This window comes from Enterobacter sp. CC120223-11 (assembly GCF_900215375.1).
Lineage (GTDB): Bacteria > Pseudomonadota > Gammaproteobacteria > Enterobacterales > Enterobacteriaceae > Scandinavium.
Map to the genome: position 1 here is coordinate 195,390 of NZ_OBEF01000004.1, position 25,417 is coordinate 220,806.

Here is a 25,417-nt window from a genome sequence, read left to right on the forward strand (position 1 = left end):
TTCCGGGTGGTTAAAAAAGAGACATCAAAAGGCGGGGATTATACGCTGGTTTGTAGCGGAAAATGAAGGGGTATATAACCCCCTTCACCCTGTGGATTAAGGCGCCGGGTTCACCAGCATCTGTCCGACGGAGCCGCGATCCGCCATTTCCAGCGTCTGGCTGGAGAACTGGAACGGGAAGTGCGGCCACGACGGCTGACCGTAGTACACCAGTAGCTCAACCTGACCATCGATCCACACTGTGTCCTTCCAGCCCCGGTCTTCCGGGAACGGCATCGCGCCGTTGACGTTGCGGATCTGGAACATCACGCCCTCAATGTGGAACGACTGCGGGCTGTCGGCGCGAAGCGTCCAGCGCTCCCAGCTGCCCTGCTGTGCCGTGACATCAATACGCTGTGGGTCCCAAAGCTGACCATTAATGCCCGGGTCGTCGCCGAGGGTAAAATCGCGGCTGCGAATCGGCGTACCGGTCAGGATCTCCTCCGGCAGCAGGCGCATCGGCAGGCTGTCAGTCACCAGCGGCAGCAGCCCGGTCGGACGCAGCGTCAGCACCAGGGTCGAAATCAGAATGCTCGACGGCTCGAAGAAGCCGCGAATGCGGTCGACGATGCTCGCCGCTTCGCCGCAGGTGATCGACACTTCGTCGCCGTTGGTCATATCAACCAGAATTTCACGGCGCTCGCCCGGGGCCAGAGAAAGCTGCTTGACGGACACCGGCGCAGGCAGGAAGCCCTGATCGCCGGAAATCACGTGCAGCGCACGCCCGTCGCTCATTTGCAGCTGATAGCGGCGGGAGTTGGACGCGTTCAGCAGGCGCAGGCGCACCCAGCCGCGGGAAACTTCGACATAGGGACTTTGCGCGCCGTTGACCATCAGCGTGTCGCCGACGAAGCCGCCGCTGCCCGGCTCGCTGTACTCCGGCGTGCCGAAGTTATCGAGGCGCTTGTCCTGAATGATCACCGGGAAGTCGTCCACGCCGTAGTGATTCGGGATAGGTAAGGACTTACTCACTTCGTCTTCCACCAGCCACATGCCCGCGAGGCCATTGTAAACCTGCTGCGCCATATGGTTTGGCGTGTTCGCCTGATACCAAAGCGTGGCGGCGCTCTGGCGAATTGGCAGCACCGGCGCCCAGTCGGCGTTCGGCGACATCATGCGCGCCGCGCCGCCAATCAGCGGGCCCGGCACCTGCAGACCACGCACGGTCATCGCCACGTTTTCCGTCAGGCGGTTGCTGTAAATCAGCTTCACGTCATCACCGCTCCAGACGCGGATCGTCGGCCCGAGATAGCGCCCGTTCACGCCCCACACCGGCGCGCGCGTGCCCTGGGTGAATGACCAGTGCGCACGCTGAAGGGTTAAAAACAGGGGCTGTCCACGGCGGGATTCGAGCAGCGGCGGGATCGGCAGGGCGGGCTGTTGCCCGGCCGCATTTGCCCTCAGCGGCACGGAGCCTGCACAAAGCGCAATTCCGGATGCCTGAATAAACTGACGCCGACTGAGTGACATATAAACTCCATGAAACAAACTGCTAAACAGAGGGAAACCGTTCCCAAACAGCATGGCAGGCCACCTGATGGCAGCCTGAAAACACGCTTACTTTTTCTTATTTGCCGCTTCGCGCTCGGCCACTTCCAGATCCAGTTCGGCGATTTTGGCCTGCATGATTTCACGGCAGTGTGTCGCCAGGTCACGCACCTGATCTTTGCCCCAGGCGCTGGTATCAATCGGCGGCAGCATTTCGACAATCACCAGCCCGTTATTAAAGCGGTTGAGGTTAATCTTGTTCGACGTGTTGGACACGCACACCGGCACAATCGGCACGCCCGCGGCAATGGCGGCGTGGAATGCGCCGGTTTTAAACGGCAGCAGGCCGCGGCCGCGGCTGCGGGTGCCTTCCGGGAACATCCAGAAGGAGATTTTGCGCTTATTGAAGGCATTCACCACTTCAGCAATGGTGCCGTGCGCTTTGGCGCGGTTGTTACGATCGATAAGCAGGTTGCCGGTCAGCCAGTAAAGTTGGCCGAAAAACGGGATCCATAGCAGGCTTTTCTTACCCACGGTGACCGTCGGCGGCAGGACAATATTGGCGGCCGTTACCATATCGTAATTGTTCTGATGGTTACCGATATAGATGGCGTTACCGAAGTTTTCATAGCCTTCCGGCAGGCGTTTTTCGACTTTCAGCCCAAAGACCGGCGCCAGTCGACCGAACATGTGGCCAAAGGTGGCGACGTGTTTAGGATTACGTGGGCTGAACAGACAATAAATGCAGCCAAATATGCACACCAGGATGCAGTAAATGACAACGATAATTGCGCGAAAAATCAATAGCATAGCTACCTCTGAAATCCTGCCCGCTTAGAGTTATATATCGGCCAGGGGATGTGACTTGCAGACCCTTAAGAAGGTATTGTTAATCGCAACGCACGAATTAACAACGGTTTGCCGCAAATTTTAAGGCCCCTTCCGGAGAGAAGGGGCTTCGGGATCACTCTTCGCTGTCGCCTGCGCTTGTGGCCGGGCGTAACGGAGAATCAATGTCAATCTTGTCGATTTTCTGCAAACCGCGCATCAGCGTGCCGCGACGACCGCGCTCGCCGGTGACTTTTTGCAGCTCTTCCGGACGCAGCTTGATCTTACGTTTGCCAACGTGAATGGTCAGCGTGCTCTGCGGCGGCAGGATATAGAGGTGCGCGAGGCCATCTGCGCCCTTCGCTGCATCGGCGGAAGGAATGCCGATTATCTTGTTGCCCTTACCTTTCGACAGCTGCGGCAGGTCGCTCAGCGGGAACATCAGCATGCGGCCCGCCTGGGTGATGGCAAGCAGCATATCGGACTCGTCTTCAATCACCAGAGGCGGCATCACCTGCGCATTTTCCGGCAGGGTGATGAGCGCTTTACCGGCGCGGTTACGCGCCACTAAATCGTTGAAGGTACAGACGAAACCGTAACCCGCATCGGAGGCCATCAGCAGTTTGCGATCGTCATTTTCCATCAGCATATGTTCGACTGTGGCACCCGGCGGCAGCGTCAGTTTGCCCGTAAGCGGTTCGCCCTGCCCGCGCGCCGACGGCAGCGTGATCGGGTCGATGGCGTAGCTGCGGCCCGTGGTGTCGACAAACACCACCGGCTGGTTGCTCTTGCCCTTCGCCGAGGCTTTCCAGCTGTCGCCCGCTTTGTAGCTCAGGCCTTTGGCGTCGATGTCGTGGCCTTTGGCGCTGCGCACCCAGCCCATCTGCGACAGCACAATGGTCACCGGCTCAGACGGCAGCATGTCGTGCTCGTTCATCGCCTTCGCTTCTTCGCGCTCGCGCAGCGGAGAGCGGCGATCGTCGCCAAACGCCTCGGCGTCGGCCTGCAGCTCTTTCTTCAGCAGGTTGCTCATTTTGCGATCGGAGGCGAGGATCGCCTGAATCTGATCGCGCTCTTTTTCCAGATCGCTCTGCTCGCCGCGAATCTTCACCTCTTCCAGTTTGGCGAGGTGGCGTAATTTCAGCTCGAGGATCGCTTCGGCCTGGGTTTCGCTGATGCCAAAACGCGACATCAGCGCCGGTTTCGGCTCGTCCTCAGTACGAATGATCTCAATCACTTCGTCGATGTTGAGGAACGCCACCAGCAAACCTTCGAGGATATGCAGGCGCTTGAGCACTTTTTCCAGGCGGTAGTTCAGGCGACGGCTGACGGTGTCGCGACGGAACGCCAGCCACTCGGTGAGGATCTCCAGCAGGTTTTTCACCTGCGGACGGTTATCCAGGCCGATCATGTTCAGGTTGATGCGGTAGCTTTTTTCCAGATCGGTAGTGGCGAACAGGTGATTCATCACCTGATCCATGTCCACTCGGTTGGAGCGCGGCACAATCACCAGACGGGTCGGGTTTTCGTGATCCGATTCATCACGCAGATCGTCCACCATCGGCAGCTTTTTATTGCGCATCTGGCTGGCGATTTGCTCCAGCACGCGCGCGCCGGACACCTGATGTGGCAGCGCGGTGATCACCACGGCACCGTCTTCTTTCTTCCACACCGCACGCATACGCACGGAGCCACGGCCGCTCTGATAAATTTTACGGATATCGGCGCGGGAAGTGATAATTTCGGCTTCGGTCGGGTAATCCGGCCCCTGCACGATGTCGAGCAGTTCGTCGAGAGTGGTTTTTGGCTTTTCAATCAGGGTGATAGCCGCCTGAGCCACTTCGCGCACGTTGTGCGGCGGAATGTCCGTTGCCATGCCCACGGCGATGCCGGTGGTGCCGTTCAGCAGAATGTTCGGCAGACGCGCCGGCAGCATGCGCGGCTCCTGCATGGTGCCATCGAAGTTCGGCAGCCAGTCCACGGTGCCCTGGCCGAGTTCGCCCAGCAGCACTTCGGCATATTTCGACAGGCGCGATTCGGTGTAACGCATTGCGGCGAAGGATTTCGGATCGTCCGGCGCACCCCAGTTCCCCTGGCCGTCGACCAGCGGGTAACGATAGGAGAACGGCTGCGCCATCAGCACCATCGCTTCATAGCAGGCGCTGTCTCCGTGCGGGTGGTATTTACCCAGCACGTCACCAACGGTACGGGCGGACTTCTTGAATTTGGCGCTGGCGCTCAGCCCCAGTTCGGACATTGCATAGACAATGCGGCGCTGAACTGGCTTCAGGCCGTCGCCGATAAACGGCAAGGCGCGGTCCATGATGACGTACATGGAGTAGTCAAGGTACGCCTTTTCCGTAAACTCATGTAGCGCAAGGCGCTCTGCCATATCGCTCATTAACTGTGATTCCTCAACGAATTCGCCCGGCCATGCAGGGGGCAATATTGCCGCAGATAGTACCTTATCTGTCGCGCTGAGTCACAGGAGATAAGCAGTTTTGCCGCCGCAGCCTGACGCCACGGCGGCAAGGTCGTCACACAAGCGGCAAATAGATATCCGTTTGCAGTTCGTGCTCAGGCACATCATTAACGAAGTTGTAATACTGGAAGAACAGCGGCGCATCGCGCAGGGTTTCGCCGCTGTCGGGCAGCCAGTCGCGGAACATCGCGGTGACGGTTTGCGAGATGTTGTCCAGCGAGCCGCGATGACGGCATACGGCATAGCGCCCGCCTTCGATTTCCCCGTTGATCACGCCAAATTCGTTGTCCGGAATAGCTTCAGAAACGCTGCCGCAGATATCACAACGGAACGCTTCCGGCGGCACGGCGGCAGGATCGTCCCAGGCGACACAGAAGGTCTGACTCTGATAGACCGGCGACAGCCCGCTGCTTTTTCGCCAGGCGATAAACTGTCCTACGCTGACGTAGACCAGCTCCGGGCTGCCGCGATGTTGCAGCATCGCCACATTCGTTTGGGGGAAATCGATGATTGAAACGTCCATCGTTTGTTGCTCCTGTGAGGCCATTTTCGGGACGCGCTGGTGCCAGTCGAGCCAGTCCGGGGAGAGCCTGAACTGACGCGGACTTTTGCCAAACGCGGTTTTGAAGGCGCGGCTGAACGACTCCGGGTTCTGAAACCCGGCATCGAGAGCGATATCGATAATTTTATCCTGCGGGTTAAACGCCAGCCGCCATGAGGCGTGACGCATGCGCAGCCACTGAATGTAGCGATACAGCGGCAGGCCGCTGAAAGCCGCAAACTGACGGTGAAAATGGTAAGGCGAACAGCAGGCCATGCTGCTGAGATTGTCCAGCGTCAGCGGTTCATCCAGATGGCGGGCAATATATTCGCACACGGCGGAAAACCGTTGGCGATACGCCGCAGAGTGTTTGTCGTTCATCGCATCCTCCTGATGGCCTACTTTGCCGAAGCGGCCCAGGATATTCCTGACCGATCTTGCGCAAGTGTATCAGAGGTGCAAACAGCGCCGCCGTCGGAGCAGCGGCACGGAGAGATTATTTGCTGACTTTATTGATTTGCTTCACGTCGATTTCCACCGAGTTCCAGTCTTTATCGACTTCACCCTGAATTTCCACCACGTCGTTTGGCGTGATGGTGACGCCGTTCCAGCGCTTGTGGCTGATGTCCACGTTCACGGTGCCACTCGAATCCTTGAAGGTGTAAGTGTCGTCAGACAGGCGCTCGACGATATTACCGCGCAGCGTGACCCAGGCGTCATCGCGCATCGATTTTGCTTTCTCAACGGTGGTGACGGTGCCGTTCGGGCCGACAAATCCGCCGTTCTGGCTGCTGGTTGCGGAGGAGCCCGGTCCGCTGAACCCGCCCTGAGTATTGGCGGCAAACACAGGGGCTGACATCAGGGCCACAATGGCCGCAATCGCTAAGTTTTTTTTCATGGTCATTTCTCCCTTTGAGTAGACTCTGTTGCCCATTAAACAGGTCAATACTTAACAAGTTCTTAAGGTGAAAAAAGAAAATTAAATGCTGTACAGCGCCTGCGCGCGCGGGTTTACTGGCCCTCAGAATCGGGCAAACGAGGGGGAAAGGATGCGTATTTTACTGGTGGAAGACGACAAGCTTATTGGCGACGGGCTGAAGGCCGGGCTCGTCAAAATGGGCTTTACCCTTGACTGGTTTACCCGTGGCGAAGAAGGCAAAGCGGCACTTTACACCGCGCCTTACGACGCGGTTATCCTCGACCTCACGCTGCCGGGCATGGACGGCCTGGAGATCCTGCGCGAATGGCGTTCTCAGGGGCGCAAAGAGCCGGTGCTGATCCTCACCGCACGCGACGCGCTCGCCCAACGCGTGGAAGGCCTGCGCGCCGGGGCCGACGACTATCTCTGTAAACCCTTCGCGCTGATTGAAGTGGCCGCCCGTCTTGAGGCACTGATTCGCCGCGTGCACGGCCAGGCGAGCAACGCGCTGCACCACGGCCCGCTGACGCTAAACCCGGACAGTCTCACCGCCACCCTGAACGATGAGCCCCTGACGCTCAAACCCAAAGAGTTTGCCCTGCTCGAACTGCTGATGCGCAACGCCGGACGCGTACTGCCGCGCAAACTTATCGAAGAAAAGCTCTACAACTGGGATGACGACGTCTCAAGCAACGCCGTTGAGGTTCACGTCCATCACCTGCGCCGCAAGCTCGGCAGCCACTTTATCCGCACGGTGCACGGGATCGGCTACACCCTCGGCTCACAAAACGCGGAGGACAAATGAAGCGCCTTCGTCATATGAGCCTTCGCCTGCGCCTGACGCTGCTGTTTATTGTGCTGACGCTGGTGGCCTGGAGCTGCGCCAGTTTTATCGCCTGGCAGCAGACCACCCATAAGCTCGACAAGCTGTTCGATACGCAACAGATGCTGTTCGCCAAACGCCTGAGCGTAATGGACTTCAACGAACTGCATGTCGCGAGCCCCGCACTGCGCACCAAAAAGAAGATTAAGCACGGTCATCTCGATGACGATGCGCTGGCCTTCGCTATTTTCACCACCGACGGGCGAATGGTGCTGAACGACGGCGACAACGGGCGCGATATCCCCTATCACTACCGCCGGGAAGGGTTCGACGATGGCCGAATCAATAACGACAACGACGAGTGGCGCTTTCTGTGGATAACCACCGCCGATGAAAAATATCGCATCGTCGTCGGCCAGGAGTGGGATTACCGCCAGGAGATGGCGCTGGACATTGTGACCTCACAGCTGACGCCGTGGCTGGTCGCCCTGCCCCTGATGGTGCTGCTCCTCATTCTGCTGCTGAGCCGCGAGCTTGCCCCGCTGAAAAAACTTGCCCGTACGTTGCAGCACCGCACGCCGGGTTCAGATGAGCCACTCAGCACCGTCGGGGTGCCAGGCGAGGTGCGCCCGCTGGTGGTCGCGCTGAATCAGCTGTTTGCCCGCTCCCATGAAATGATGATGCGAGAGCGCCGCTTTACCTCCGACGCCGCCCACGAGCTGCGCAGCCCGCTGACCGCGCTGAAAGTGCAGACGGAAGTCGCTCAGCTTTCGATGGACGATTCGCAAAGTCTTGAGAAAGCGCTGTCGCAGCTGCATTTTGGCATCGACCGGGCGTCGCGCCTGGTGGAGCAGCTCCTGACGCTGTCGCGCCTCGATTCGCTGGCGCAGCTCGACGACGTGGAGACGCTGTCGATTGCCGATCTTTTGCAATCCTCGGTGATGGATATTTACCACGCGGCACAGCAGGCGGGCATTGAAGTCCGTCTGCATCTCGACGCGCAGGAAGTCCGACGCAAAGGCCAGGCGTTGCTGCTGAGCCTGCTGGTGCGTAACCTGCTGGACAACGCCGTACGCTACAGCCCGCGCGGCAGTACGGTGGACGTGACGCTGGATCCGCGCGGCTTCACCGTTCGCGACAATGGCCCCGGCATCAGTGCCGAAGCCCTCGCCCGCATTGGCGAGCGCTTCTATCGCCCGCCCGGACAGGATGAACCGGGCAGCGGCCTGGGTTTGTCGATCGTGCAGCGTATCGCGGCCCTGCATCAGATGAGCGTCGTTTTCAGCAACGCACCGCAGGGTGGGTTTACGGCGCGCGTTAACATCTAGTGTGATTATTGCTCTGGCAGCAAAAGACTTTGCACATTTTGCGAATTTCTTCGCTTCGGCCTCAGGGTTACAATAAGGGCAAACTTCATTCTCTGAGGCATCTCAATGAGCAATATCCTGATTATCAACGGCGGTAAGAAATTTGGTCACTCCAACGGCCAGTTGAATGACACCCTGACCGAGGTCGCGGACGGTTTCCTGCGCGACGCCGGGCATGATGTCCGCGTTGTGCGCGCCGACGGCGATTACGACGTGAAAGCTGAAGTGCAGAACTTCCTTTGGGCTGATGCCGTTATCTGGCAGATGCCGGGCTGGTGGATGGGCGCGCCGTGGACCGTAAAAAAATACATCGACGACGTGTTCACCGAAGGCCACGGTTCACTCTATGCCAGCGATGGCCGCACCCGCTCTGACGCCAGCAAAAAATATGGCTCCGGCGGCCTGATTCAGGGCAAGAAATACATGCTTTCCCTGACCTGGAATGCGCCTATGGAAGCGTTCACCGAAGAAGACCAGTTCTTCCACGGCGTGGGCGTGGACGGTGTCTACCTGCCGTTCCACAAGGCCAACCAGTTCCTCGGCATGGAAGCGCTGCCGACCTTTATCGCCAATGACGTTATCAAAATGCCTGACGTGCCGCGCTATATCGCAGAATATCGCAAGCATCTTGGCGAAATTTTTGGTTAACTGAAGGCCTGCATAGAAAGGAGTGCGTTTATCATGTTAACTGTTATTGCTGAGATCCGTACCCGTCCTGGCCAGCATCACCGTCAGGCCGTACTGGATCAGTTCGCGAAAATTATTCCAACCGTGCTGAAGGAAGAAGGCTGCCACGGCTATGCGCCAATGGTCGATCATGCCGCAGGCGTGAGCTTCCAGGCGACCGCACCAGACTCCATCATCATGGTTGAACTGTGGGAAACCGTTGCCCATTTAGAAGCCCACCTGCAAACCGCGCACATGAAGGCGTGGGGCGAAGCGGTCAAAGGCGACGTGCTGGAAAGCCATATCCGTATTCTGGAACCGGCACAGTAATACTCCCGCTGTCAGAATCTAGCCTGGTTGCCAATACGCGCCGGGCTTTTTTATTTCTATTACCATCGCAGCGGTTATTTCTGAACCGCTTATTTTACGCTTCACCGCCGAGTATTATTTTTCATTAAGCTCCTTGCCTTAGCCCTCACCCCTTTTTCATAACAAAAAGTAAAGCCGCGTAGCTGAATGAAGACACGGCTAAATAACGAAAGCGTATTCGTCATTGACGGAGGCTTATCAGACAGAAAAAAACCGGCGAATCGCCGGTTTTTTCTTTGTGAGCGCGCGAATCAGGCCTCAAGATCCGCCCTGTCGCCTTTTTCCTGCAGCCAGTTGCGGCGGTCTTCGGAGCGTTTCTTGGCGAGCAGCATATCCATCACCGCGTCGGTCTGACGTTCGTCTTCATCATCAATAAACAGCTGCACCAGGCGGCGAGTGTTCGGATCGAGCGTGGTTTCGCGCAGCTGCATCGGGTTCATTTCACCGAGGCCTTTGAAGCGCTGCACGTTTGGCTTGCCCTTCTTGCGCTTGAGCTGATCCAGCACGCCCTCTTTTTCCTGCTCGTCGAGCGCGTAATAGACCTCTTTACCCAGATCGATACGGTACAGCGGCGGCATAGCAACGTAGACGTGTCCGGCTTTCACCACATTTCGGAAATGCTTCACGAACAGCGCACACAGCAGCGTGGCGATGTGCAGGCCATCGGAGTCTGCATCCGCCAGGATACAGATCTTGCCGTAGCGTAGCTGGCTCAGATCGTCGCTGTCCGGATCGATGCCGATCGCGACGGAAATGTCGTGCACTTCCTGCGAGGCCAGCACTTCGTCAGACGAGACTTCCCAGGTGTTCAGGATCTTACCTTTCAGCGGCATGATCGCCTGATATTCGCGATCTCGCGCCTGCTTGGCTGAGCCGCCTGCTGAGTCCCCTTCCACGAGGAACAGCTCGGTGCGATTCAGATCCTGAGCGGTGCAGTCTGCCAGCTTGCCCGGCAACGCAGGGCCGCTGGTGAGTTTTTTACGCACCACTTTCTTGGCGGCACGCAGACGGCGCTGGGCGCTGGAAATCGCCATTTCGGCGAGCATTTCGGCGGCCTGAACGTTCTGGTTCAGCCACAGGCTGAAGGCATCTTTCACCACGCCGGAAACGAACGCCGCGCACTGGCGTGACGACAGACGCTCTTTGGTCTGCCCGGCGAATTGCGGATCCTGCATTTTCACCGACAGCACGTACGCACAGCGATCCCAGATATCTTCCGCCGACAGCTTCACGCCGCGCGGCAGAATATTACGGTATTCGCAAAACTCACGCATGGCGTCCAGCAGGCCCTGACGCAGGCCGTTGACATGGGTGCCACCCTGCATGGTTGGGATCAGGTTGACGTAGCTTTCGGTGAGCAGCTCGCCGCCTTCCGGCAGCCACAGCAGCGCCCAGTCCACGGCTTCCGTATCGCTGGCGAAGCTGCCAACAAACGGTTTTTCCGGCAGCAGCGGCAGGCCGTTCACCGCTTCGCTCAGGTAGTCGTTCAGACCGTCGGCGTAGCACCAGGTCTGCTCGCTGTTGTTCACTTTGTCTTTGAAGACGATTTCCACGCCCGGGCAGAGGACCGCTTTTGCCTTCAGCAGGTGCGTGAGGCGCGATACGGAGAAACGTGGGCTGTCGAAGAAGCTTTCGTCCGGCCAGAAATGCACGCTGGTGCCGGTGTTACGCTTGCCGACGGTGCCGCTCACGTGCAGATCTTCCACTTTATCGCCATTCTCAAAAGCGATGGTGTAGATCTGGCCGTCACGGCGCACGCTAACTTCCACCCGTTTTGACAGGGCATTCACCACCGAGATCCCCACGCCATGCAGGCCGCCGGAGAACTGGTAGTTCTTGTTGGAGAATTTACCGCCCGCGTGCAGACGGCAAAGAATCAGCTCAACTGCCGGGACACCCTCTTCCGGGTGAATGTCGACCGGCATGCCGCGTCCGTCGTCGATAACTTCGAGCGACTGGTCCGCATGCAGGATAACTTCCACGCGTTTAGCATGGCCTGCCAGTGCCTCATCCACACTGTTATCAATCACTTCCTGACCAAGATGGTTAGGACGAGTGGTGTCGGTGTACATCCCCGGGCGGCGGCGAACCGGCTCAAGCCCGGTGAGTACCTCAATGGCATCAGCGTTATAAGAAGATTGCGTCATGGTATGTTCACGAGTAGTGAGAGCTGATCAATGCAGCCCCAGAAAATCGATAATCTGTGTGAAATGATCTTCAAAGCCGATAAAGGCATGATTTCCGCCCTCTTCGACCGTTTGTCGGCAGGCGGCGTAGTAGTCAACAGCCTGGCGGTAATCCAGCACTTCGTCGCCTGTCTGTTGCAGCAGCCAGAGCAGGTCCGGCGCTTCGAGCGGGTCGATTTGCATCACTTTCAGATCGTAAATATGGCGAGACTCTAGCACATATTGCTCCCCGGTGTAGGGATTCTCATTATGGCCGAGATAACCTGCCAGCAGCTCGAACGGGCGCACCGCCGGGTTCACCACCACCGCGGGCAGCATGAAGCATTGCGACAGCCAGGTGGCGTAATAACCGCCGAGAGACGATCCCACAATACCCAGCGGCGCGCCGCCGTGTTGCAGGACCAGTTTCTCCAGCAGCTCAGCGGCCTGAGCCGGAAATGCAGGTAGCTGCGGCACCACCATGTCAATATCAGGATGGTGTTCAGCAAGCCACGCTTTCATCGCCGTGGCCTTTGCAGACCGCGGCGAACTGTTGAACCCGTGGAGATAAAGAAGCGTAGACATCAGTATCCTTCTGAAGCCGTGTCCGGGCGGAACTGCGTCCCGTCCAGGCGGCAAACTTCGGTGGTAAGCGTGCCATCGGCATGCAGTTCCAGCCAGCGCCAGCCTGGAGCAATGGTATCAAGAGTAAAATTGGCACTGTGTGGTTTGAACTGCACACAGGTCGAGGGCGTTGCCATCATCCGGCGACCGTTCCAGTCGACGTCCATCTCCTGATGAATATGGCCGCAAAGCAAATGCCGGACGCGTGGGAAACGCATAAGCACGCCATCAAGCGCACCAGAATTACGCAGGCTGTGCTGATCCAACCAGCTACACCCCGCCGGAAGCGGATGATGATGAAGTAGCAATAGCGTGTAACGTTCGGGGGATTCCAGCAGACGTTGCTCCAGCCATTCAAGCTGAAACTCGCTTAATTCACCGTGCGGCACGCCAAAAACCTGGCTGTCGAGCATCAGAATTTGCCAGTTCTCTCCGGCAAACACGCGTTTTGCCGGGGAGATGCCCGCATCATGCAATGCGCTGTACATAGCGGGTTGAAAATCATGGTTGCCGGGCAACCAGACGCAGGGCGCGTCGAAGCCCGCGATGCCTTCTGCAAAATGCTGATAGGCCGCGGACGAATGATCCTGTGCTAAATCCCCAGTAGCGACAACGAGATCGCACTCACGCTTTGACGCGTGGATGGCTGCCAGTACCGCCTGATAACTTTCCCAGGTGTTCACGCCCAGCAGCGTTTCATGTTTTTCAGCAAACAGGTGAGTATCAGTGATTTGTAAGACTCTCACCCCGGCCCCACCAGCCAGAGTGAGATTTAACAGGCTTTCCAAATGGTGTCCTTAGGTTTCACGACGCTAACAAACCGGAATCGCCATCGCTCCATGTGCTAAACAGTACCTCAGCCAGTCGGCCAAAAACTGGTTAATTTGATGCTTTTCGTCGCGCTGATGCAACTTTTTATTTGGGTAATCATACCGTGCTTTAAAGCGAAAAATCTGCTGGCTTGAACACACTTCAGCCACCATCGCATCGTGGTAAAGGCGCACCGTCATTGACGGCAGGCTCCAGTAACTCACGGCGGGCACGGTCTGCTCAATTTCCACCAGAGTAGTGTAGCGGGTCGATTCGCTTATCGTTAACCGGTATTGCGCATTGGCCACCTGATAGCTCACCGTTTCGCCGGGCGCGTCCGTTTGGGGCAACAGCCGGCGCAGCTGGGCGAAGTTGGTTTCGCACAGGCGCATCATTTCAGGGAAGTCAGGTGTATAGCGCTTCATTTTGTCCACTCGTCTCGTAATGCCTGATAGTGCAACTGCAGCCATTGCAGGGCGATGACAGAGGCTGCGTTATCGATTATTCCCTCTTCTACCCATTGGTAAGCCTGCTCCCTGCTGACCACATGAACCCGAATGTCTTCGTTCTCATCTGCCAGACCGTGAATGCCTTGCGCGGTCGTGGCGTCCACTTCGCCAACCAGAATTGTTAGACGCTCGCTGGTGCCGCCCGGGCTTGCCAGGTAGCTTAGCATTTTCTTAACCCGTCCCACCTCCAGACCGGCCTCTTCCTCCGCTTCACGGCGGGCCACGTCTTCAGGCGTTTCGCCCTCTTCTATCATCCCGGCAACCATTTCCAGCAGCCACGGGCTTTCACTGGTTTCGTAAGCCGGGATGCGAATCTGCTCCACCAGCACGACTTCATCACGCACTGGGTCAAAGGGTAGCAAGACTGCGGCATGCCCGCGCTCAAAAATTTCACGACGCACCTCGCCGCTCATTTCACCGTTGAATAACCGGTGACGAAAGCGCCACAACTCCAGCGAAAAAAAACCGCTGTAAAGCGTTTCACGTGCAATAATTTCTACATCATTTTTGCCGAAGGTTACGGCAGAGTGTTTTTCCTGGGTCATCTTCAGTGTCCTGGTAGTCAAAGTGATGTCGAAATTGAGGATTTCACCCCTCATTGGCTATTGTTTTACTTTTGCTGTGGTAGATTGGTGCAAATTAACGCCAGAAGGCACGATACGCCAACTTTTTACGCGGGCGGACTCTGGTACAATCGACGAATCTTTTTGAATTAGATCAGCGCTAAATGCTTCACAACAAGGAATGCAAATGAAGAAATTGCTCCCCATCCTTATCGGCTTGAGCCTGACGGGCTTCAGCGCACTGAGCCATGCGGAAAACCTGCTGCAGGTTTATCAGCAGGCACGTTTGAGCAACCCGGACCTGCGTAAGTCCGCGGCCGATCGTGATGCTGCATTCGAAAAAATTAACGAAGCACGCAGCCCGTTACTGCCGCAGCTCGGTTTAGGTGCAGATTATACCTACACCAACGGCTATAAAGATCAAAACGGTATCAATTCTAATGCCACCAGCGCCGCGTTAACCCTGACGCAAACCATTTTCGATATGTCTAAATGGCGTGCGCTGACGCTGCAGGAAAAATCTGCGGGCATTCAGGACGTCACTTATCAGACCGATCAGCAAACGCTGATCCTGAACACCGCCACCGCCTACTTTGGCGTGCTGAGCGCGATCGATTCGCTCTCCTACACCGAAGCGCAGAAACAGGCAATTTACCGCCAGTTAGATCAGACCACCCAACGTTTCAACGTGGGCCTGGTTGCTATCACTGACGTACAGAACGCCCGTTCACAGTACGACACCGTGCTGGCTAACGAAGTCACCGCGCGTAACGACCTCGACAACGCGGTTGAGCAGCTGCGTCAGGTCACCGGTAACTACTACCCTGAACTGGCTTCCGTGAACGTTGAAAGCCTGAAGACGGACAAACCACAGGCAGTGAACGCGCTGCTGAAAGAAGCGGAAAATCGCAACCTGGCGTTGTTGCAGGCTCGTCTGAGCCAGGACCTGGCGCGTGAGCAAATTCGCTACGCGGAAACCGGCCACATGCCAACCGTGGGTCTGACTGCGTCTACGGGCGTAACGGATACTAAATATAACGGTAGCAACGCCACCAGCAGCCAGTATACCGATCGCAACATCGGTCAGAATCAGATTGGCCTGAACTTCAGCCTGCCTCTGTACAGCGGTGGCTCGGTCACTTCTCAGGTGAAACAGGCGCAGTACAACTTTGTGGGCGCCAGCGAGCAGCTGGAAAGCGCGCACCGCAGCGTGGTACAGAACGTCCGTTCCTCTTTCAACAACGTGAACGCCTCCATCAGCAGCATTAATGCCTACAAACAGGCCGTTGTTTCTGCGCAAAGCTCATTAGACGCTATGGAAGCCGGTTATCAGGTTGGTACCCGCACCATCGTCGACGTGCTGGATGCCACCTCCACGCTGTATCAGGCAAAACAGAGCCTCTCCAGCGCGCGTTACAACTACCTGATTAACCAGCTGAACATTAAATCAGCTCTGGGTACGCTGAACGAAAACGACCTGATGGCGCTGAACAATACGCTGGGTAAAGCCGTTTCCACCTCTCCGGAAACCGTTGCACCTGAGAATGCTAAGCAGGACGCCAACGCAGATGGTTACAACGGTAACGGTGCAGCAGCACCTGCCGCTCAGCCTGCTGCACAGCGCACGACCAGCAGCACTGGTTCTAACCCGTTCAAAAACTGATTCGGGCTACCCCGGCGGCGCCGTTCGCCGGGGTTCATTCACTTTCTCTGTTCCCCCGCAAAAATAAACGTAAGGCAACGTAAAGATCCGCGTCGCTCGCCCCTCATCGCTTCAATTTCAACCACTCATCCACTATCCTGAGCGCTACCACTGGGTCCAGGATGAAAGACAATGAAACGGACAAAAACAATTAATCACGCCTCGTTCCGTAAGAACTGGGGCGCACGCCATCTGACGCCGGTTGCGCTGGCGATCACCGCAGTCTTTATGCTTGCAGGCTGTGAAAAAACAGACGAAACGGTGTCGATGTATCAGAACGCCGATGACTGCTCGAGCGCGAACCCAGGCAAAAGCGCCGAATGTACCGCCTCCTACAATAACGCCCTGAAAGAAGCCGAGCGCACCGCGCCGAAATACGCCAGCCGTGAAGACTGCGTGGCAGAATTCGGTGAAGGCCAGTGTCAGCAAACGCCAGCACAGGCAGGCATGGCGCCGGAGAACCAGGCGCAGGCTCAGCAGAGCGGCGGCAGCTTCTGGATGCCGCTGATGGCGGGTTACATGATGGGCCGCATGATGAGCGGTGGTATGCAGCAACAGCCGCTGTTCAGCTCGAAAAACCCGGCAAGTCCTGCGTATGGTCAATACACCGACGCTGGCGGGAAAAGCTACGGCGCAGCACAGTCCGGACGTACCGCGAACGTGCCGAAAACCGCCATGGCACCGAAACCCGCCACCACCAGCACAGTGACACGCGGCGGCTTCGGTGAGTCCGTCGCCAAGCAGTCCACCATGTCTCGCAGCTCCGCAGGCACCTCCACCCGTTCAATGGGCGGCTGATCGCCATGGAAAGAGTCAGTATTGTCGAGCGCCCGGACTGGCGCGAAAAGGCCACCGAGTATGGCTTCAACTTTCACACCATGTACGGCGAGCCCTACTGGTGTGAGGACGCCTATTACCAGCTGACGCTGGAGCAGGTTGAAAAGCTGGAAGACGTCACCGCTGAGCTGCATCAGATGTGCCTGAAGGTTGTGGAACGCGTAGTCGGCAGCGATGAGCTGCTGGCAAAATTCCGCATTCCAAAACACACCTGGAGCTTCGTGCGCCAGTCCTGGCAGACGCAGCAGCCGTCGCTCTACTCCCGCCTCGATCTGGCATGGGACGGCAAAGGCGAACCTAAGCTTCTGGAAAATAATGCAGACACGCCAACCTCTCTGTACGAAGCGGCCTTCTTCCAGTGGATTTGGCTGGAAGATCAGCAGAATGCCGGGAAGCTGCCCGAAGGCAGCGATCAGTTCAACAGCCTGCAGGAAAAGCTGATTGAACGCTTTGCTGAGCTGCGCGAGCAGCACGGTTTCAATCTGCTGCACTTCGCCTGCTGTCGCGACACTGTCGAAGATCGCGGCACGGTGCAGTACTTACAGGACTGCGCCAATGAAGCGGGCGTCGCCAGCGAATTTCTTTATATCGAAGATATCGGCCTCGGCGAGAAAGGTCAGTTCACCGACCTGCAGGATCAGGTTATCAGCAACCTGTTCAAGCTCTATCCGTGGGAGTACATGCTGCGGGAGATATTCTCCACCAAGCTCGAAGACGCTGGCGTGCGCTGGCTGGAGCCTGCCTGGAAAAGCATTATCTCCAATAAAGCGCTGCTGCCGATGCTGTGGGAAATGTTCCCGGATCACCCGAACCTGCTGCCCGCCTATTTCGCTGAAGACAACTACCCGGAAATGGCGAAGTACGTGAAGAAACCGATCTTCTCCCGTGAAGGCGCCAACGTCTCGATCGTGGAAAATGGCAAAGTGCTGGAAGCCGTTGAAGGGCCGTACGGCGAAGAAGGCATGATCGTCCAGCAGTTCTGCGAGCTACCAAAGTTTGGCGACAGCTACACGCTGATTGGCAGCTGGCTTATCAACGACCAGCCCGCCGGGATCGGCATTCGTGAAGATCGGGCGCTGATCACTCAGGATCTGTCACGCTTCTATCCGCATATTTTCGTGGAGTAATTCTCTGCGGTCTGCAGCCCTCTCCCACAGGGAGAGGGAGAAAACAGTAAAAACGGCAACCGAAGTTGCCGTTTTGCTTTAACTTCCAATCTGAACCGACAGCATACTCAGGCTGCCCATCTCGATGCCATCTGTCACAACGCTGACAGGCTCCTGCCCGTCCCATGCACCCAGCACGTACAGCAGCGGCAAATAGTGATCCGCCGTAGGGTTCGACAGCGAGCCACCTTCGTGGTCGAGGTAGTTCACCAGCGGATGCTCTTCCGTTGGCCCCTGCCAGGTCAGGTTATCTTTCACAAATTCATTGAACGATGTCGCCCACGGGTATGGTGTGTTTTCACCGTGCCAGCGCGCAGTGCGCAGGTTATGCACCACGTTGCCGCTCGCCACCAGCATGATGCCTTCCTCACGCAAAGCCGCAAGCTTGCGCCCCATCTCCATATGCCAGGCAGGAGGTTTGGTGCTGTCGATACTCAGCTGCACCATTGGGATGTCCGCATTCGGGTACATCTTAATAAGCACGCCCCATGAGCCATGGTCAAAGCCCCAGGCTTCTTTGTCGAGCGCAACAGGTACCGGTGCCAACAGCTCAACCAGACGCTGAGCCAGCTCCGGCGAACCTGGTGCCGGGTAGTGCGTGTCGTACAGCGCCTGTGGGAACCCACCGAAATCATGAATGGTTTTCGGGGCTTCCATCGCCGTTACGCCCGTTCCGCGCGTAAACCAGTGCGCAGAAATCGCGACAATCGCTTTCGGACGCGGCAACGTTTCACCGAGTTGCTGCCAGGCACGCGTATACACGTTATCCTCCAGCACGTTCATCGGGCTACCGTGACCTAAAAACAGTGCTGGCATACGGGAAGAAGACATGATGATATCCTTACAAGAACAGTCGGATTGATGGCTCTACATTACGCGGTTTTGAGTGCGGATGAACTCAGATAACGGTGATGGAGATCATCAGGAAATTTGAATGTAAGGACACGTAAAAGCGCCCTCTCCCTCTCGCTTTTGGGGAAAGGGATCTTTACTATAAATGATAATCATTATCATAAAGGAGTTTCCATGTCGGTACCGTTGATTCTGACCTTGCTCGCCGGTGGGGCCACCTTCATTGGGGCTTTGCTCGGCGTTATCGGCCAGAAACCCTCCAATCGCGTGCTCGCTTTTTCCCTCGGCTTTGCCGCCGGGATTATGCTGCTGATTTCCCTGATGGAAATGCTGCCCGCCGCGCTCGGCACTGAAGGGATGTCGCCGGTGCTGGGCTACGGTATGTTTGTCGTCGGGCTGCTCGGCTACTTTGCGCTGGATCGTATGCTGCCCCATGCCCATCCGCAGGATTTAATGCAGGGCGACAAGGCCGTGATGCCGCGTAACCTGCGCCGGACGGCAATCCTGCTGACGCTCGGCATCAGCCTGCATAACTTCCCGGAAGGCGTGGCAACCTACGTCACCGCCAGCAGCAATCTGGAACTCGGCTTTGGAATTGCGCTGGCCGTCGCGCTGCATAACATTCCGGAGGGGCTCGCCGTCGCCGGGCCGGTGTATGCCGCAACAGGCTCAAAACGCAAAGCCGTTTTCTGGGCAGGGATTTCAGGGATGGCCGAAATTCTCGGCGGAGTGCTGGCCTGGCTGATACTGGGCTCGCTGGTGTCGCCGGTTGTAATGGCGGCCATCATGGCCGCAGTGGCAGGGATTATGGTGGCGCTGTCGGTCGATGAGCTGATGCCTCTCGCCAAAGAGATCGACCCGCATAACAACCCGAGCTACGGCGTGCTGTGCGGCATGTCGGTGATGGGGCTAAGTCTGGTGCTGTTACAGTCGATGGATTTCGCATAGCAAAACGCCGGGATTATCCCGGCGTTCTTCTTTTCAGCCTCAGGCTGAATCAGCTGGCCTTACGCTCATGCTTTTGGCGATATTCCACCAGATCTTCGATGGTCACTACCGGCATGTTGTGCTCCGCTGCAAACTTGATGCACTCTGGCGCGCGCGCCATAGTGCCGTCGTCGTTGGTCAGTTCACAAAGCACGCCCGCTGGCTTGAAGCCTGCCAGAGTCACTAAATCGAGAGTCGCTTCGGTATGACCGCCGCGAGTCAGCACGCCGCCCGCCTGCGCACGCAGAGGGAAAACGTGGCCCGGACGATGCAGATCGGCAGGTTTTGCGCCATCAGCGATGGCAGCGCGAACGGTGGTGATGCGGTCAGCCGCAGAAACACCGGTAGTCACGCCGTGCGCGGCTTCGATGGTCACGGTAAAACCAGTGCCGAAGGCGCTGGTGTTGTTGTCCACCATCATCGGCAGGTCGAGCTGCTTGCGGCGCTCTTCGTTGATGCACAGGCACACAATGCCGCTGCCGTGGCGAATGGTCAGCGCCATCTGCTCAACGGTCATGGTTTCGGCGGCAAAGATCATGTCGCCTTCGTTTTCACGGTTTTCATCGTCGAGCACCATCACGCCGCGGCCTTCGCGCAGCGCGGCTAACGCGTGTTCCACACGTTCAAAAGCGGTACCAAAAGAGGAAAGTAGCGTCTGATTCATGGTAAAAGACCTCATTAATATTATGGTTACCAGAATCAGGGCAGTCTTAGGAGCGCCGCTTGTGCGGCAAAAAAATAACGTGAGCGGGCCGAGCCCGTAGATCGTTACTCTCTCCCATCCGGACTCTAACCGTCGGCCCCGGAATTACACCGGATCTGCTGACCTTCAGACTGACGCCTGAAGCGCTCGCGGGCTTTCAACATGCGTTGATTTACCGCCGGTGGGGAATTTCGCCCCGCCCTGAGAATAAGCGTGATTACTATAGCGCTAATGATATAAGGCGGCAATGCATAAGCTTCAAACATTTCTGGTTTATAGCCAGGGCTATAGGCACTACAATAATCTGCAAAACCGACCAGATCAGGGAAACCATCATGATTGATCCGAAGAAAATTGAACAGATTGCCCGCCAGGTTCACGAGTCCATGCCAAAAGGCCTGCGTGATTTTGGTGATGACGTTGAGAAGAAAATTCGTCAGGTGCTGCAGTCTCAGCTGACCCGTCTGGATCTGGTGAGCCGTGAAGAGTTTGATGTGCAAACGCAGGTGCTGCTGCGCACGCGTGAGAAGCTCGCTCTGCTGGAGCAGCGCATCAGCGATCTGGAAAGCCGCTCAGCCATTCCGGCCATTCCGCCGGTCGACGAGCAGCCATAAAAAAACGGGCCAGCTGGCCCGTTTTTTACATCCACAGCACTCTTATTTCCCGCTGTCTTTCTGAATGCGCTTGATGATGTTGGTGGTGGAAACGCCGTCTTCAAAGTTCAGCACCATCACTTCCCCGCCGTTCGCCCAGACTTCCTCGCTACCCGCGATTTGATCAGGTTTATAGTCGCCGCCCTTCACCAGCAGATCCGGCAGAATGCCTGCGATCAGGCGCTGCGGCGTGTCTTCCTCAAAGGAAACGACCCAGTCAACGGATTCCAGCGCGCCGAGCACGATCATACGCTGCTCAAGCGGATTCACCGGACGGGTTTCCCCTTTCAGACGCTTAGTCGAGGCATCGCTGTTCACTGCGACAATCAGACGGTCGCCAAGCTTGCGAGCGTTAGAGAGATAAGAGACATGGCCCGCGTGCAGAATGTCGAACACGCCGTTGGTCATCACCACTTTCTCGCCGCGTTTACGGGCAGCCGCAACCGCCTGCTTCAGCTCGGCCTCGCTCATCACGCCAAAGCCAGTGTCAGCGCGACCGCGAACCGCGTTCTCAAGCTCGATTGGCGAAACGGTAGAAGTCCCGAGTTTGCCGACGACAACGCCTGCTGCGGCGTTGGCGAAGAAGCACGCTTCCTCCAGTGAATTACCGGCAGCCAGCGTCGCCGCAAGCACGCCAATCACCGTGTCACCCGCGCCGGTGACGTCATAAACTTCCTGCGCCTGAGTTGGCATATGCAGCGGCGCTTTGCCCGGCTGCAGCAGCGTCATGCCCTGTTCGGAACGGGTTACCAGCAGAGCAGAAAGATCGTAATCGGCAATCACCTTCATGCCGCGCTCAACGATTTCCGCTTCGCTCTTACATTTCCCGGCCACGGCTTCAAATTCTGAAAGGTTCGGCGTCAGCAGCGTCGCGCCACGGTAGCGCTCAAACTCAGTACCTTTTGGATCGATCAGCACCGGAACGTTCGCCTTACGCGCCAGCTGAATCATCGCCTGCACGCTTTCCAGCGCGCCTTTGGCGTAGTCAGAAAGCACCAGCGCGCCGATGTGGCCCAGCGCCTGCTGAATACGCTCGTGCATTGGCTGCGGATCCACGCCAGCAAAGCCTTCCTCGAAGTCCAGACGAATCAGCTGCTGATTACGGGAAAGCACGCGCAGTTTGGTGATGGTCGGGTGCGTCGGTACGGAGACGAAATCACACTTCACGTTAACGTCCGCCAGCGCTTTGCTCAGCGCACGCGCCGCATCATCAATGCCGGTCAGGCCTACCAGACGGGAGTTGGCGCCCAGAGAGGCGATGTTCATCGCCACGTTCGCAGCACCACCAGGGCGTTCCTCAATGGTATCCACTTTCACCACCGGCACCGGGGCTTCCGGGGAGATGCGACTCGTCGGGCCGTACCAGTAGCGGTCCAGCATCACATCACCCACAACCATCACACCTGCACGTTCAAACTCTGGCAGCGTTACTTTCATTCCAGACTCCTGAAAGATTCATCAATTGCGCGCGATAATAGCATAAGCTTCACATAACCAGCCATTTCTGCCATGAGGCGGCGACCAGCTCTCGCTCTTGCGAGAAGGCATCCAGCGCCACATGCCCGGCCTCTTCCTGCAAAGCCAGATGATGCAGCGCATCACGGAGCGTCGTGTAAGCCCGACTCAGCGCCAACCCTTCCTGCTCATCCATAATGTCGTTCTGCGCCAGCAGCTCGAGGATGCGCACGTTATCAGACCAGCGCGTCAGCTTCGGCTTATCATGGGCAAAACGCAGCACCAGGTACTGGGTGATAAATTCGATGTCCTGGATGCCGCCTTCATCAGCTTTAATATCAAAGCGATCCTTATGTTTACCGCCCAGGTGAGCACGCATTTTTTCACGCATTTCACGCACTTCGGTTTGCAGCTTTTCGCCTTCACGCGGTAGCGTCAGCACGTCGCGGCGAATGGCGTCGAACTGCGCCTGAAGCTGCGGATCGCCATACACCACGCGGGCGCGAACCAGTGCCTGATGCTCCCAGGTCCAGGCTTCGTTTCGCTGATAATCGGCGAACGATTCGGTCGTCGTGACCAGCATGCCCGCCGCCCCGGAAGGACGTAAGCGAGCGTCCACTTCGTACAGAATGCCGGACGAAGTTCGGGTGCTGAACAGGTGCATGATGCGCTGCGCGAGACGCAGGTAGAACTGACGGCCGTCAATTTCGCGCTCGCCGTCGGTCATCACGTCCGCCGGGCAGTCGTGGAGGAAAACCAGATCGAGATCGGAGCTGTAGCCAAGCTCCCAGCCGCCGAGCTTGCCATAACCGACAACGGCGAAACCGCGCCCCTGACGATCGGCCAGGTGCTTCGGCTGGCCGAAACGGGCCACCATCTGCGTCCAGGCCTGCTGGACGACCGCGTCGATCATCGCCTCCGCAAGCCAGGTTAAGTGATCGCTCACTTTCATCACCGGCAGCGTTCCGGCGATATCCGCCGCCGCCACGCGCAGCAGCTGCGCCTGTTTGAACTGACGCAGCGCTTCCAGCTGTTGTTCTTCATCCTCTTCCGGCACGCGCAGCAGGTACTGGCGCAGCTCGTCGCGATAGGCGTCGGTCGCCGTTGGCTGATAAAGCGTGTTCGGGTCGAGCAGTTCATCGAGCAGCAGCGGATAACGCGCCAGCTGGCTGGCCACCATGGGCGAAGCGGCGCAAAGGCGGATCAGGTGCTTCAGCGCGCCGGGGAATTCACTCAGCAGTTCAAGATAGGTGGTGCGGGTGACGATGCCGGTCAGCAGAGGCATGATGCGGGCCAGCGGCACGGGAGCATCTTCCCGGCTGCACACTTCACTCAGTAAATGCGGCATCAGCGAATCCAGAACCTGACGCCCGCGCGGGCCGATGGTGCGCTTATCCAGCTCTTTTTTGAAATCGGCGATCAGCGCCAGTACCTGATGACGATCGCCGTCTGTCAGATGCGCCAGCCCTGGCGTGGTGTCATCCTCCTGCAGTGCATCCTGCCACAGCTCGCGCCAGTGTTCGGAGAGTTGCTCATCCGCCGGGGTTTCTTCGTCGTCGCCAATCAGCTCGTTAAAAATCTGCCGCACCTGCGCCATGTGCTCATCCAGCGCCTGGCTGAGCGCTTCCCAGTCGGCGAAATGCATGCCCCACGCCAGACGGGCGCGGTTCAGCTCATCCTGTGGCAGGGTTTGCGTTTGCTCATCGTTGATGCTCTGCAGCAGGTTTTCCAGGCGACGTAAAAACAGGTAGGCATCGTGCAGCTGCTGTGCTTCACCCGCAGGTAAAAGATGCAGTGTTTCGATGGCGTCCAGCGTCGGCAGCAGCGAGCGGCCCTGAAGAGAGGGCTCGCGGCCACCGCGAATCAGCTGGAAGACCTGAACGATAAACTCGATTTCACGAATGCCGCCCGCGCCAAGCTTGATGTTGTCCTTCAGGCCACGGCGGCGCACTTCGCGCGCGATCATCCCCTTCATGTTGCGCAGCGACTGGATCACGCTGAAATCAATATAGCGACGGAAAACGAACGGCCGCAGCATGGCGCGCAGTTCGTCAACGTAGAGCCCTTCCCGGTCGCCCATGATGCGCGCTTTGACCATCGCATAGCGTTCCCAGTCACGCCCCTGTTCCTGGTAATAGTCTTCCAGCGCGGCAAAGCTCAGCACCAGCGGACCACTTTCGCCGAAGGGGCGCAGGCGCATATCCACGCGATAGACAAAGCCGTCCATCGTCGCCTGATCGAGCACTTTGATAAGACGCTGCCCCATGCGGGTGAAGAACTGGGCGTTGTCGAGTTCGCGCCGTCCGCCCTGTGTTGAACCGTGCTCCGGCCAGGCAAAGATAAGGTCGATATCAGAAGAGAAATTGAGTTCACCGCCACCAAGCTTGCCCATGCCCAGGATCAGCAGCGGCTGCGGTTTCCCTTCGGCATTGCAGGGCGTGCCCCACTCGCGGCAGCAGGCGTCGTAAATCCAGTCACGTGCGCTAACAATCAGCGTTTCGGCCAGGTGGCTCAGCTGCTGCAAGCTGTTTTCGGTGGAATGCAGCGAGAGGGCCTGCGCCCAGGCGATACGCACCATGATGCGGCGACGGAACAGGCGCAGCTCGCGCATCAGGCTGTTTTCATCGCTGACGTCCGCCAGCCTCTCCTGAAGCCAGGCGGCATAGTGTTGCCACTCATCCGCGAGCGGCGGGCTGCTTTCCAGCTCGCTCAGCCATTCAGGGTGCGCAACCAGGCTTTGGCTGATGAAATCGCTAAAGATCATCGCCGCCTGCGCCTGTGTGCTTAGCGAACCGGCGGGAAAATCGTCCGGCAGTCGGTCAACCACCGTCTGCCAGTGCTGCTGTAACTGCATAGAAAACGGTGTCAT

At 57.6% G+C, this 25,417-nt stretch carries 23 protein-coding genes and 1 riboswitch; of the genes, 9 read left to right on the forward strand and 14 right to left on the reverse strand.

Annotated elements, in window-relative coordinates; all coding sequences use genetic code 11:
- Positions 1-96 precede the first annotated feature (96 nt).
- From ftsP to CRO87_RS06740, 5 genes are all read right to left on the reverse strand, one after another.
- Complete coding sequence (gene ftsP, locus CRO87_RS06720) at positions 97-1,509, reverse strand: cell division protein FtsP (RefSeq protein WP_097162161.1); 1,413 nt, start codon at positions 1,507-1,509, stop codon at positions 97-99.
- A gap of 87 nt (positions 1,510-1,596) precedes the next feature.
- Entirely contained in the window at positions 1,597-2,337 is a 741-nt protein-coding gene (locus CRO87_RS06725) for a 1-acylglycerol-3-phosphate O-acyltransferase (RefSeq protein WP_097162162.1), read from the reverse strand.
- A 154-nt stretch (positions 2,338-2,491) separates the two neighbouring features.
- On the reverse strand, positions 2,492-4,756 hold the full coding sequence (gene parC, locus CRO87_RS06730; RefSeq protein WP_097162163.1) for a DNA topoisomerase IV subunit A: 2,265 nt from the start codon (positions 4,754-4,756) through the stop codon (positions 2,492-2,494).
- A 136-nt stretch (positions 4,757-4,892) separates the two neighbouring features.
- Positions 4,893-5,759, reverse strand: coding sequence for a GyrI-like domain-containing protein (locus tag CRO87_RS06735; RefSeq protein ID WP_097162164.1), 867 nt, complete (start codon positions 5,757-5,759; stop codon positions 4,893-4,895).
- 115 nt (positions 5,760-5,874) lie between these two features.
- On the reverse strand, positions 5,875-6,276 hold the full coding sequence (locus CRO87_RS06740) for a YgiW/YdeI family stress tolerance OB fold protein (protein ID WP_097162284.1): 402 nt from the start codon (positions 6,274-6,276) through the stop codon (positions 5,875-5,877).
- A 151-nt stretch (positions 6,277-6,427) separates the two neighbouring features.
- Between CRO87_RS06740 and qseB the strand changes: the two genes are divergently transcribed.
- The 4 genes from qseB (at position 6,428) to CRO87_RS06760 (ending at position 9,483) form a co-directional block, all read left to right on the forward strand.
- Positions 6,428-7,102 carry a quorum sensing response regulator transcription factor QseB gene (qseB, locus tag CRO87_RS06745; RefSeq protein WP_097162165.1) on the forward strand — a complete coding sequence of 225 codons (675 nt, stop codon included), beginning with the start codon at positions 6,428-6,430 and terminating at the stop codon, positions 7,100-7,102.
- Positions 7,099-8,448 carry a quorum sensing histidine kinase QseC gene (gene qseC / locus CRO87_RS06750; RefSeq protein ID WP_097162166.1) on the forward strand — a complete coding sequence of 450 codons (1,350 nt, stop codon included), beginning with the start codon at positions 7,099-7,101 and terminating at the stop codon, positions 8,446-8,448. The genes qseB and qseC overlap by 4 nt, the downstream gene beginning before the upstream one ends.
- A gap of 105 nt (positions 8,449-8,553) precedes the next feature.
- Positions 8,554-9,135: an NAD(P)H-dependent oxidoreductase gene (locus CRO87_RS06755; RefSeq protein WP_097162167.1), complete on the forward strand. Its 582-nt coding sequence runs from the start codon at positions 8,554-8,556 to the stop codon at positions 9,133-9,135.
- A gap of 33 nt (positions 9,136-9,168) precedes the next feature.
- Positions 9,169-9,483: a putative quinol monooxygenase gene (locus CRO87_RS06760; RefSeq protein ID WP_097162168.1), complete on the forward strand. Its 315-nt coding sequence runs from the start codon at positions 9,169-9,171 to the stop codon at positions 9,481-9,483.
- A gap of 290 nt (positions 9,484-9,773) precedes the next feature.
- Here the strand turns inward: CRO87_RS06760 and parE are convergent, their stop codons facing one another.
- The 5 genes from parE to nudF are packed head-to-tail and all read right to left on the reverse strand — an operon-like array spanning position 9,774 to position 14,175.
- Positions 9,774-11,669, reverse strand: a complete 1,896-nt coding sequence (gene parE / locus CRO87_RS06765; RefSeq protein ID WP_097162169.1) for a DNA topoisomerase IV subunit B — start codon at positions 11,667-11,669, stop codon at positions 9,774-9,776.
- A 27-nt stretch (positions 11,670-11,696) separates the two neighbouring features.
- Entirely contained in the window at positions 11,697-12,272 is a 576-nt protein-coding gene (gene yqiA, locus CRO87_RS06770) for an esterase YqiA (RefSeq protein ID WP_097162170.1), read from the reverse strand.
- On the reverse strand, positions 12,272-13,099 hold the full coding sequence (gene cpdA / locus CRO87_RS06775; protein ID WP_097162171.1) for a 3',5'-cyclic-AMP phosphodiesterase: 828 nt from the start codon (positions 13,097-13,099) through the stop codon (positions 12,272-12,274). The genes yqiA and cpdA overlap by 1 nt, the downstream gene beginning before the upstream one ends.
- Before the next feature lie 24 nt (positions 13,100-13,123).
- Positions 13,124-13,546, reverse strand: coding sequence for a DUF1249 family protein (locus CRO87_RS06780; RefSeq protein WP_097162172.1), 423 nt, complete (start codon positions 13,544-13,546; stop codon positions 13,124-13,126).
- The gene (gene nudF / locus CRO87_RS06785) at positions 13,543-14,175 is read right to left on the reverse strand and encodes an ADP-ribose diphosphatase (protein WP_097162173.1); all 633 of its coding nucleotides are present in this window, start codon (positions 14,173-14,175) and stop codon (positions 13,543-13,545) included. Before nudF ends, CRO87_RS06780 begins: the two co-directional genes overlap by 4 nt.
- A 205-nt stretch (positions 14,176-14,380) precedes the next feature.
- On the opposite strand from nudF, the gene tolC reads away from it, so the two are divergent.
- The 3 genes from tolC to CRO87_RS06800 all read left to right on the forward strand — a co-directional run bounded on the left by tolC (position 14,381) and on the right by CRO87_RS06800 (position 17,859).
- A complete protein-coding gene (gene tolC / locus CRO87_RS06790) occupies positions 14,381-15,856 on the forward strand; it encodes an outer membrane channel protein TolC (protein WP_097162174.1) in 1,476 nt (491 codons plus the stop codon).
- Between the two features lie 171 nt (positions 15,857-16,027).
- The gene (locus CRO87_RS06795) at positions 16,028-16,693 is read left to right on the forward strand and encodes a DUF1190 family protein (RefSeq protein ID WP_097162175.1); all 666 of its coding nucleotides are present in this window, start codon (positions 16,028-16,030) and stop codon (positions 16,691-16,693) included.
- A gap of 5 nt (positions 16,694-16,698) precedes the next feature.
- Complete coding sequence (locus CRO87_RS06800) at positions 16,699-17,859, forward strand: glutathionylspermidine synthase family protein (RefSeq protein ID WP_097162176.1); 1,161 nt, start codon at positions 16,699-16,701, stop codon at positions 17,857-17,859.
- Between the two features lie 78 nt (positions 17,860-17,937).
- Here CRO87_RS06800 and ygiD read toward each other — a convergent pair whose 3' ends face one another.
- Positions 17,938-18,729, reverse strand: a complete 792-nt coding sequence (gene ygiD / locus CRO87_RS06805) for a 4,5-DOPA dioxygenase extradiol (RefSeq protein ID WP_097162177.1) — start codon at positions 18,727-18,729, stop codon at positions 17,938-17,940.
- A 195-nt stretch (positions 18,730-18,924) separates the two neighbouring features.
- Here ygiD and zupT point away from each other — a divergent pair, with 195 nt between their 5' ends.
- A complete protein-coding gene (gene zupT / locus CRO87_RS06810) occupies positions 18,925-19,698 on the forward strand; it encodes a zinc transporter ZupT (RefSeq protein ID WP_097162178.1) in 774 nt (257 codons plus the stop codon).
- Between the two features lie 49 nt (positions 19,699-19,747).
- On the opposite strand, the gene ribB is transcribed toward zupT, so the two are convergent.
- On the reverse strand, positions 19,748-20,401 hold the full coding sequence (ribB, locus tag CRO87_RS06815) for a 3,4-dihydroxy-2-butanone-4-phosphate synthase (RefSeq protein ID WP_097162179.1): 654 nt from the start codon (positions 20,399-20,401) through the stop codon (positions 19,748-19,750).
- A 102-nt stretch (positions 20,402-20,503) separates the two neighbouring features.
- A riboswitch (FMN riboswitch) is annotated at positions 20,504-20,653 on the reverse strand.
- A gap of 122 nt (positions 20,654-20,775) precedes the next feature.
- On the opposite strand from ribB, the gene CRO87_RS06820 reads away from it, so the two are divergent.
- Complete coding sequence (locus CRO87_RS06820; protein WP_097162180.1) at positions 20,776-21,054, forward strand: accessory factor UbiK family protein; 279 nt, start codon at positions 20,776-20,778, stop codon at positions 21,052-21,054.
- A 42-nt stretch (positions 21,055-21,096) separates the two neighbouring features.
- On the opposite strand, the gene hldE is transcribed toward CRO87_RS06820, so the two are convergent.
- Positions 21,097-22,530: a bifunctional D-glycero-beta-D-manno-heptose-7-phosphate kinase/D-glycero-beta-D-manno-heptose 1-phosphate adenylyltransferase HldE gene (gene hldE / locus CRO87_RS06825; RefSeq protein WP_097162181.1), complete on the reverse strand. Its 1,434-nt coding sequence runs from the start codon at positions 22,528-22,530 to the stop codon at positions 21,097-21,099.
- A 49-nt stretch (positions 22,531-22,579) separates the two neighbouring features.
- Complete coding sequence (gene glnE, locus CRO87_RS06830; protein ID WP_097162182.1) at positions 22,580-25,417, reverse strand: bifunctional [glutamate--ammonia ligase]-adenylyl-L-tyrosine phosphorylase/[glutamate--ammonia-ligase] adenylyltransferase; 2,838 nt, start codon at positions 25,415-25,417, stop codon at positions 22,580-22,582.

Coding starts and splice junctions, on each gene's coding strand:
- qseC (WP_097162166.1), top strand. CDS start 7,099: ATGAAGCGCCTTCGTCATATGAGCCTTCGCCTGCGCCTGACGCTGCTG.
- CRO87_RS06780 (WP_097162172.1), bottom strand. CDS start 13,546: ATGAAGCGCTATACACCTGACTTCCCTGAAATGATGCGCCTGTGCGAA.
- CRO87_RS06735 (WP_097162164.1), bottom strand. CDS start 5,759: ATGAACGACAAACACTCTGCGGCGTATCGCCAACGGTTTTCCGCCGTG.
- CRO87_RS06760 (WP_097162168.1), top strand. CDS start 9,169: ATGTTAACTGTTATTGCTGAGATCCGTACCCGTCCTGGCCAGCATCAC.
- parE (WP_097162169.1), bottom strand. CDS start 11,669: ATGACGCAATCTTCTTATAACGCTGATGCCATTGAGGTACTCACCGGG.
- yqiA (WP_097162170.1), bottom strand. CDS start 12,272: ATGTCTACGCTTCTTTATCTCCACGGGTTCAACAGTTCGCCGCGGTCT.
- tolC (WP_097162174.1), top strand. CDS start 14,381: ATGAAGAAATTGCTCCCCATCCTTATCGGCTTGAGCCTGACGGGCTTC.
- CRO87_RS06755 (WP_097162167.1), top strand. CDS start 8,554: ATGAGCAATATCCTGATTATCAACGGCGGTAAGAAATTTGGTCACTCC.
- qseB (WP_097162165.1), top strand. CDS start 6,428: ATGCGTATTTTACTGGTGGAAGACGACAAGCTTATTGGCGACGGGCTG.
- CRO87_RS06820 (WP_097162180.1), top strand. CDS start 20,776: ATGATTGATCCGAAGAAAATTGAACAGATTGCCCGCCAGGTTCACGAG.
- ftsP (WP_097162161.1), bottom strand. CDS start 1,509: ATGTCACTCAGTCGGCGTCAGTTTATTCAGGCATCCGGAATTGCGCTT.
- ribB (WP_097162179.1), bottom strand. CDS start 20,401: ATGAATCAGACGCTACTTTCCTCTTTTGGTACCGCTTTTGAACGTGTG.
- CRO87_RS06740 (WP_097162284.1), bottom strand. CDS start 6,276: ATGAAAAAAAACTTAGCGATTGCGGCCATTGTGGCCCTGATGTCAGCC.
- CRO87_RS06795 (WP_097162175.1), top strand. CDS start 16,028: ATGAAACGGACAAAAACAATTAATCACGCCTCGTTCCGTAAGAACTGG.
- CRO87_RS06800 (WP_097162176.1), top strand. CDS start 16,699: ATGGAAAGAGTCAGTATTGTCGAGCGCCCGGACTGGCGCGAAAAGGCC.
- hldE (WP_097162181.1), bottom strand. CDS start 22,530: ATGAAAGTAACGCTGCCAGAGTTTGAACGTGCAGGTGTGATGGTTGTG.
- parC (WP_097162163.1), bottom strand. CDS start 4,756: ATGAGCGATATGGCAGAGCGCCTTGCGCTACATGAGTTTACGGAAAAG.
- CRO87_RS06725 (WP_097162162.1), bottom strand. CDS start 2,337: ATGCTATTGATTTTTCGCGCAATTATCGTTGTCATTTACTGCATCCTG.
- nudF (WP_097162173.1), bottom strand. CDS start 14,175: ATGACCCAGGAAAAACACTCTGCCGTAACCTTCGGCAAAAATGATGTA.
- ygiD (WP_097162177.1), bottom strand. CDS start 18,729: ATGTCTTCTTCCCGTATGCCAGCACTGTTTTTAGGTCACGGTAGCCCG.
- zupT (WP_097162178.1), top strand. CDS start 18,925: ATGTCGGTACCGTTGATTCTGACCTTGCTCGCCGGTGGGGCCACCTTC.
- glnE (WP_097162182.1), bottom strand. CDS start 25,417: ATGACACCGTTTTCTATGCAGTTACAGCAGCACTGGCAGACGGTGGTT.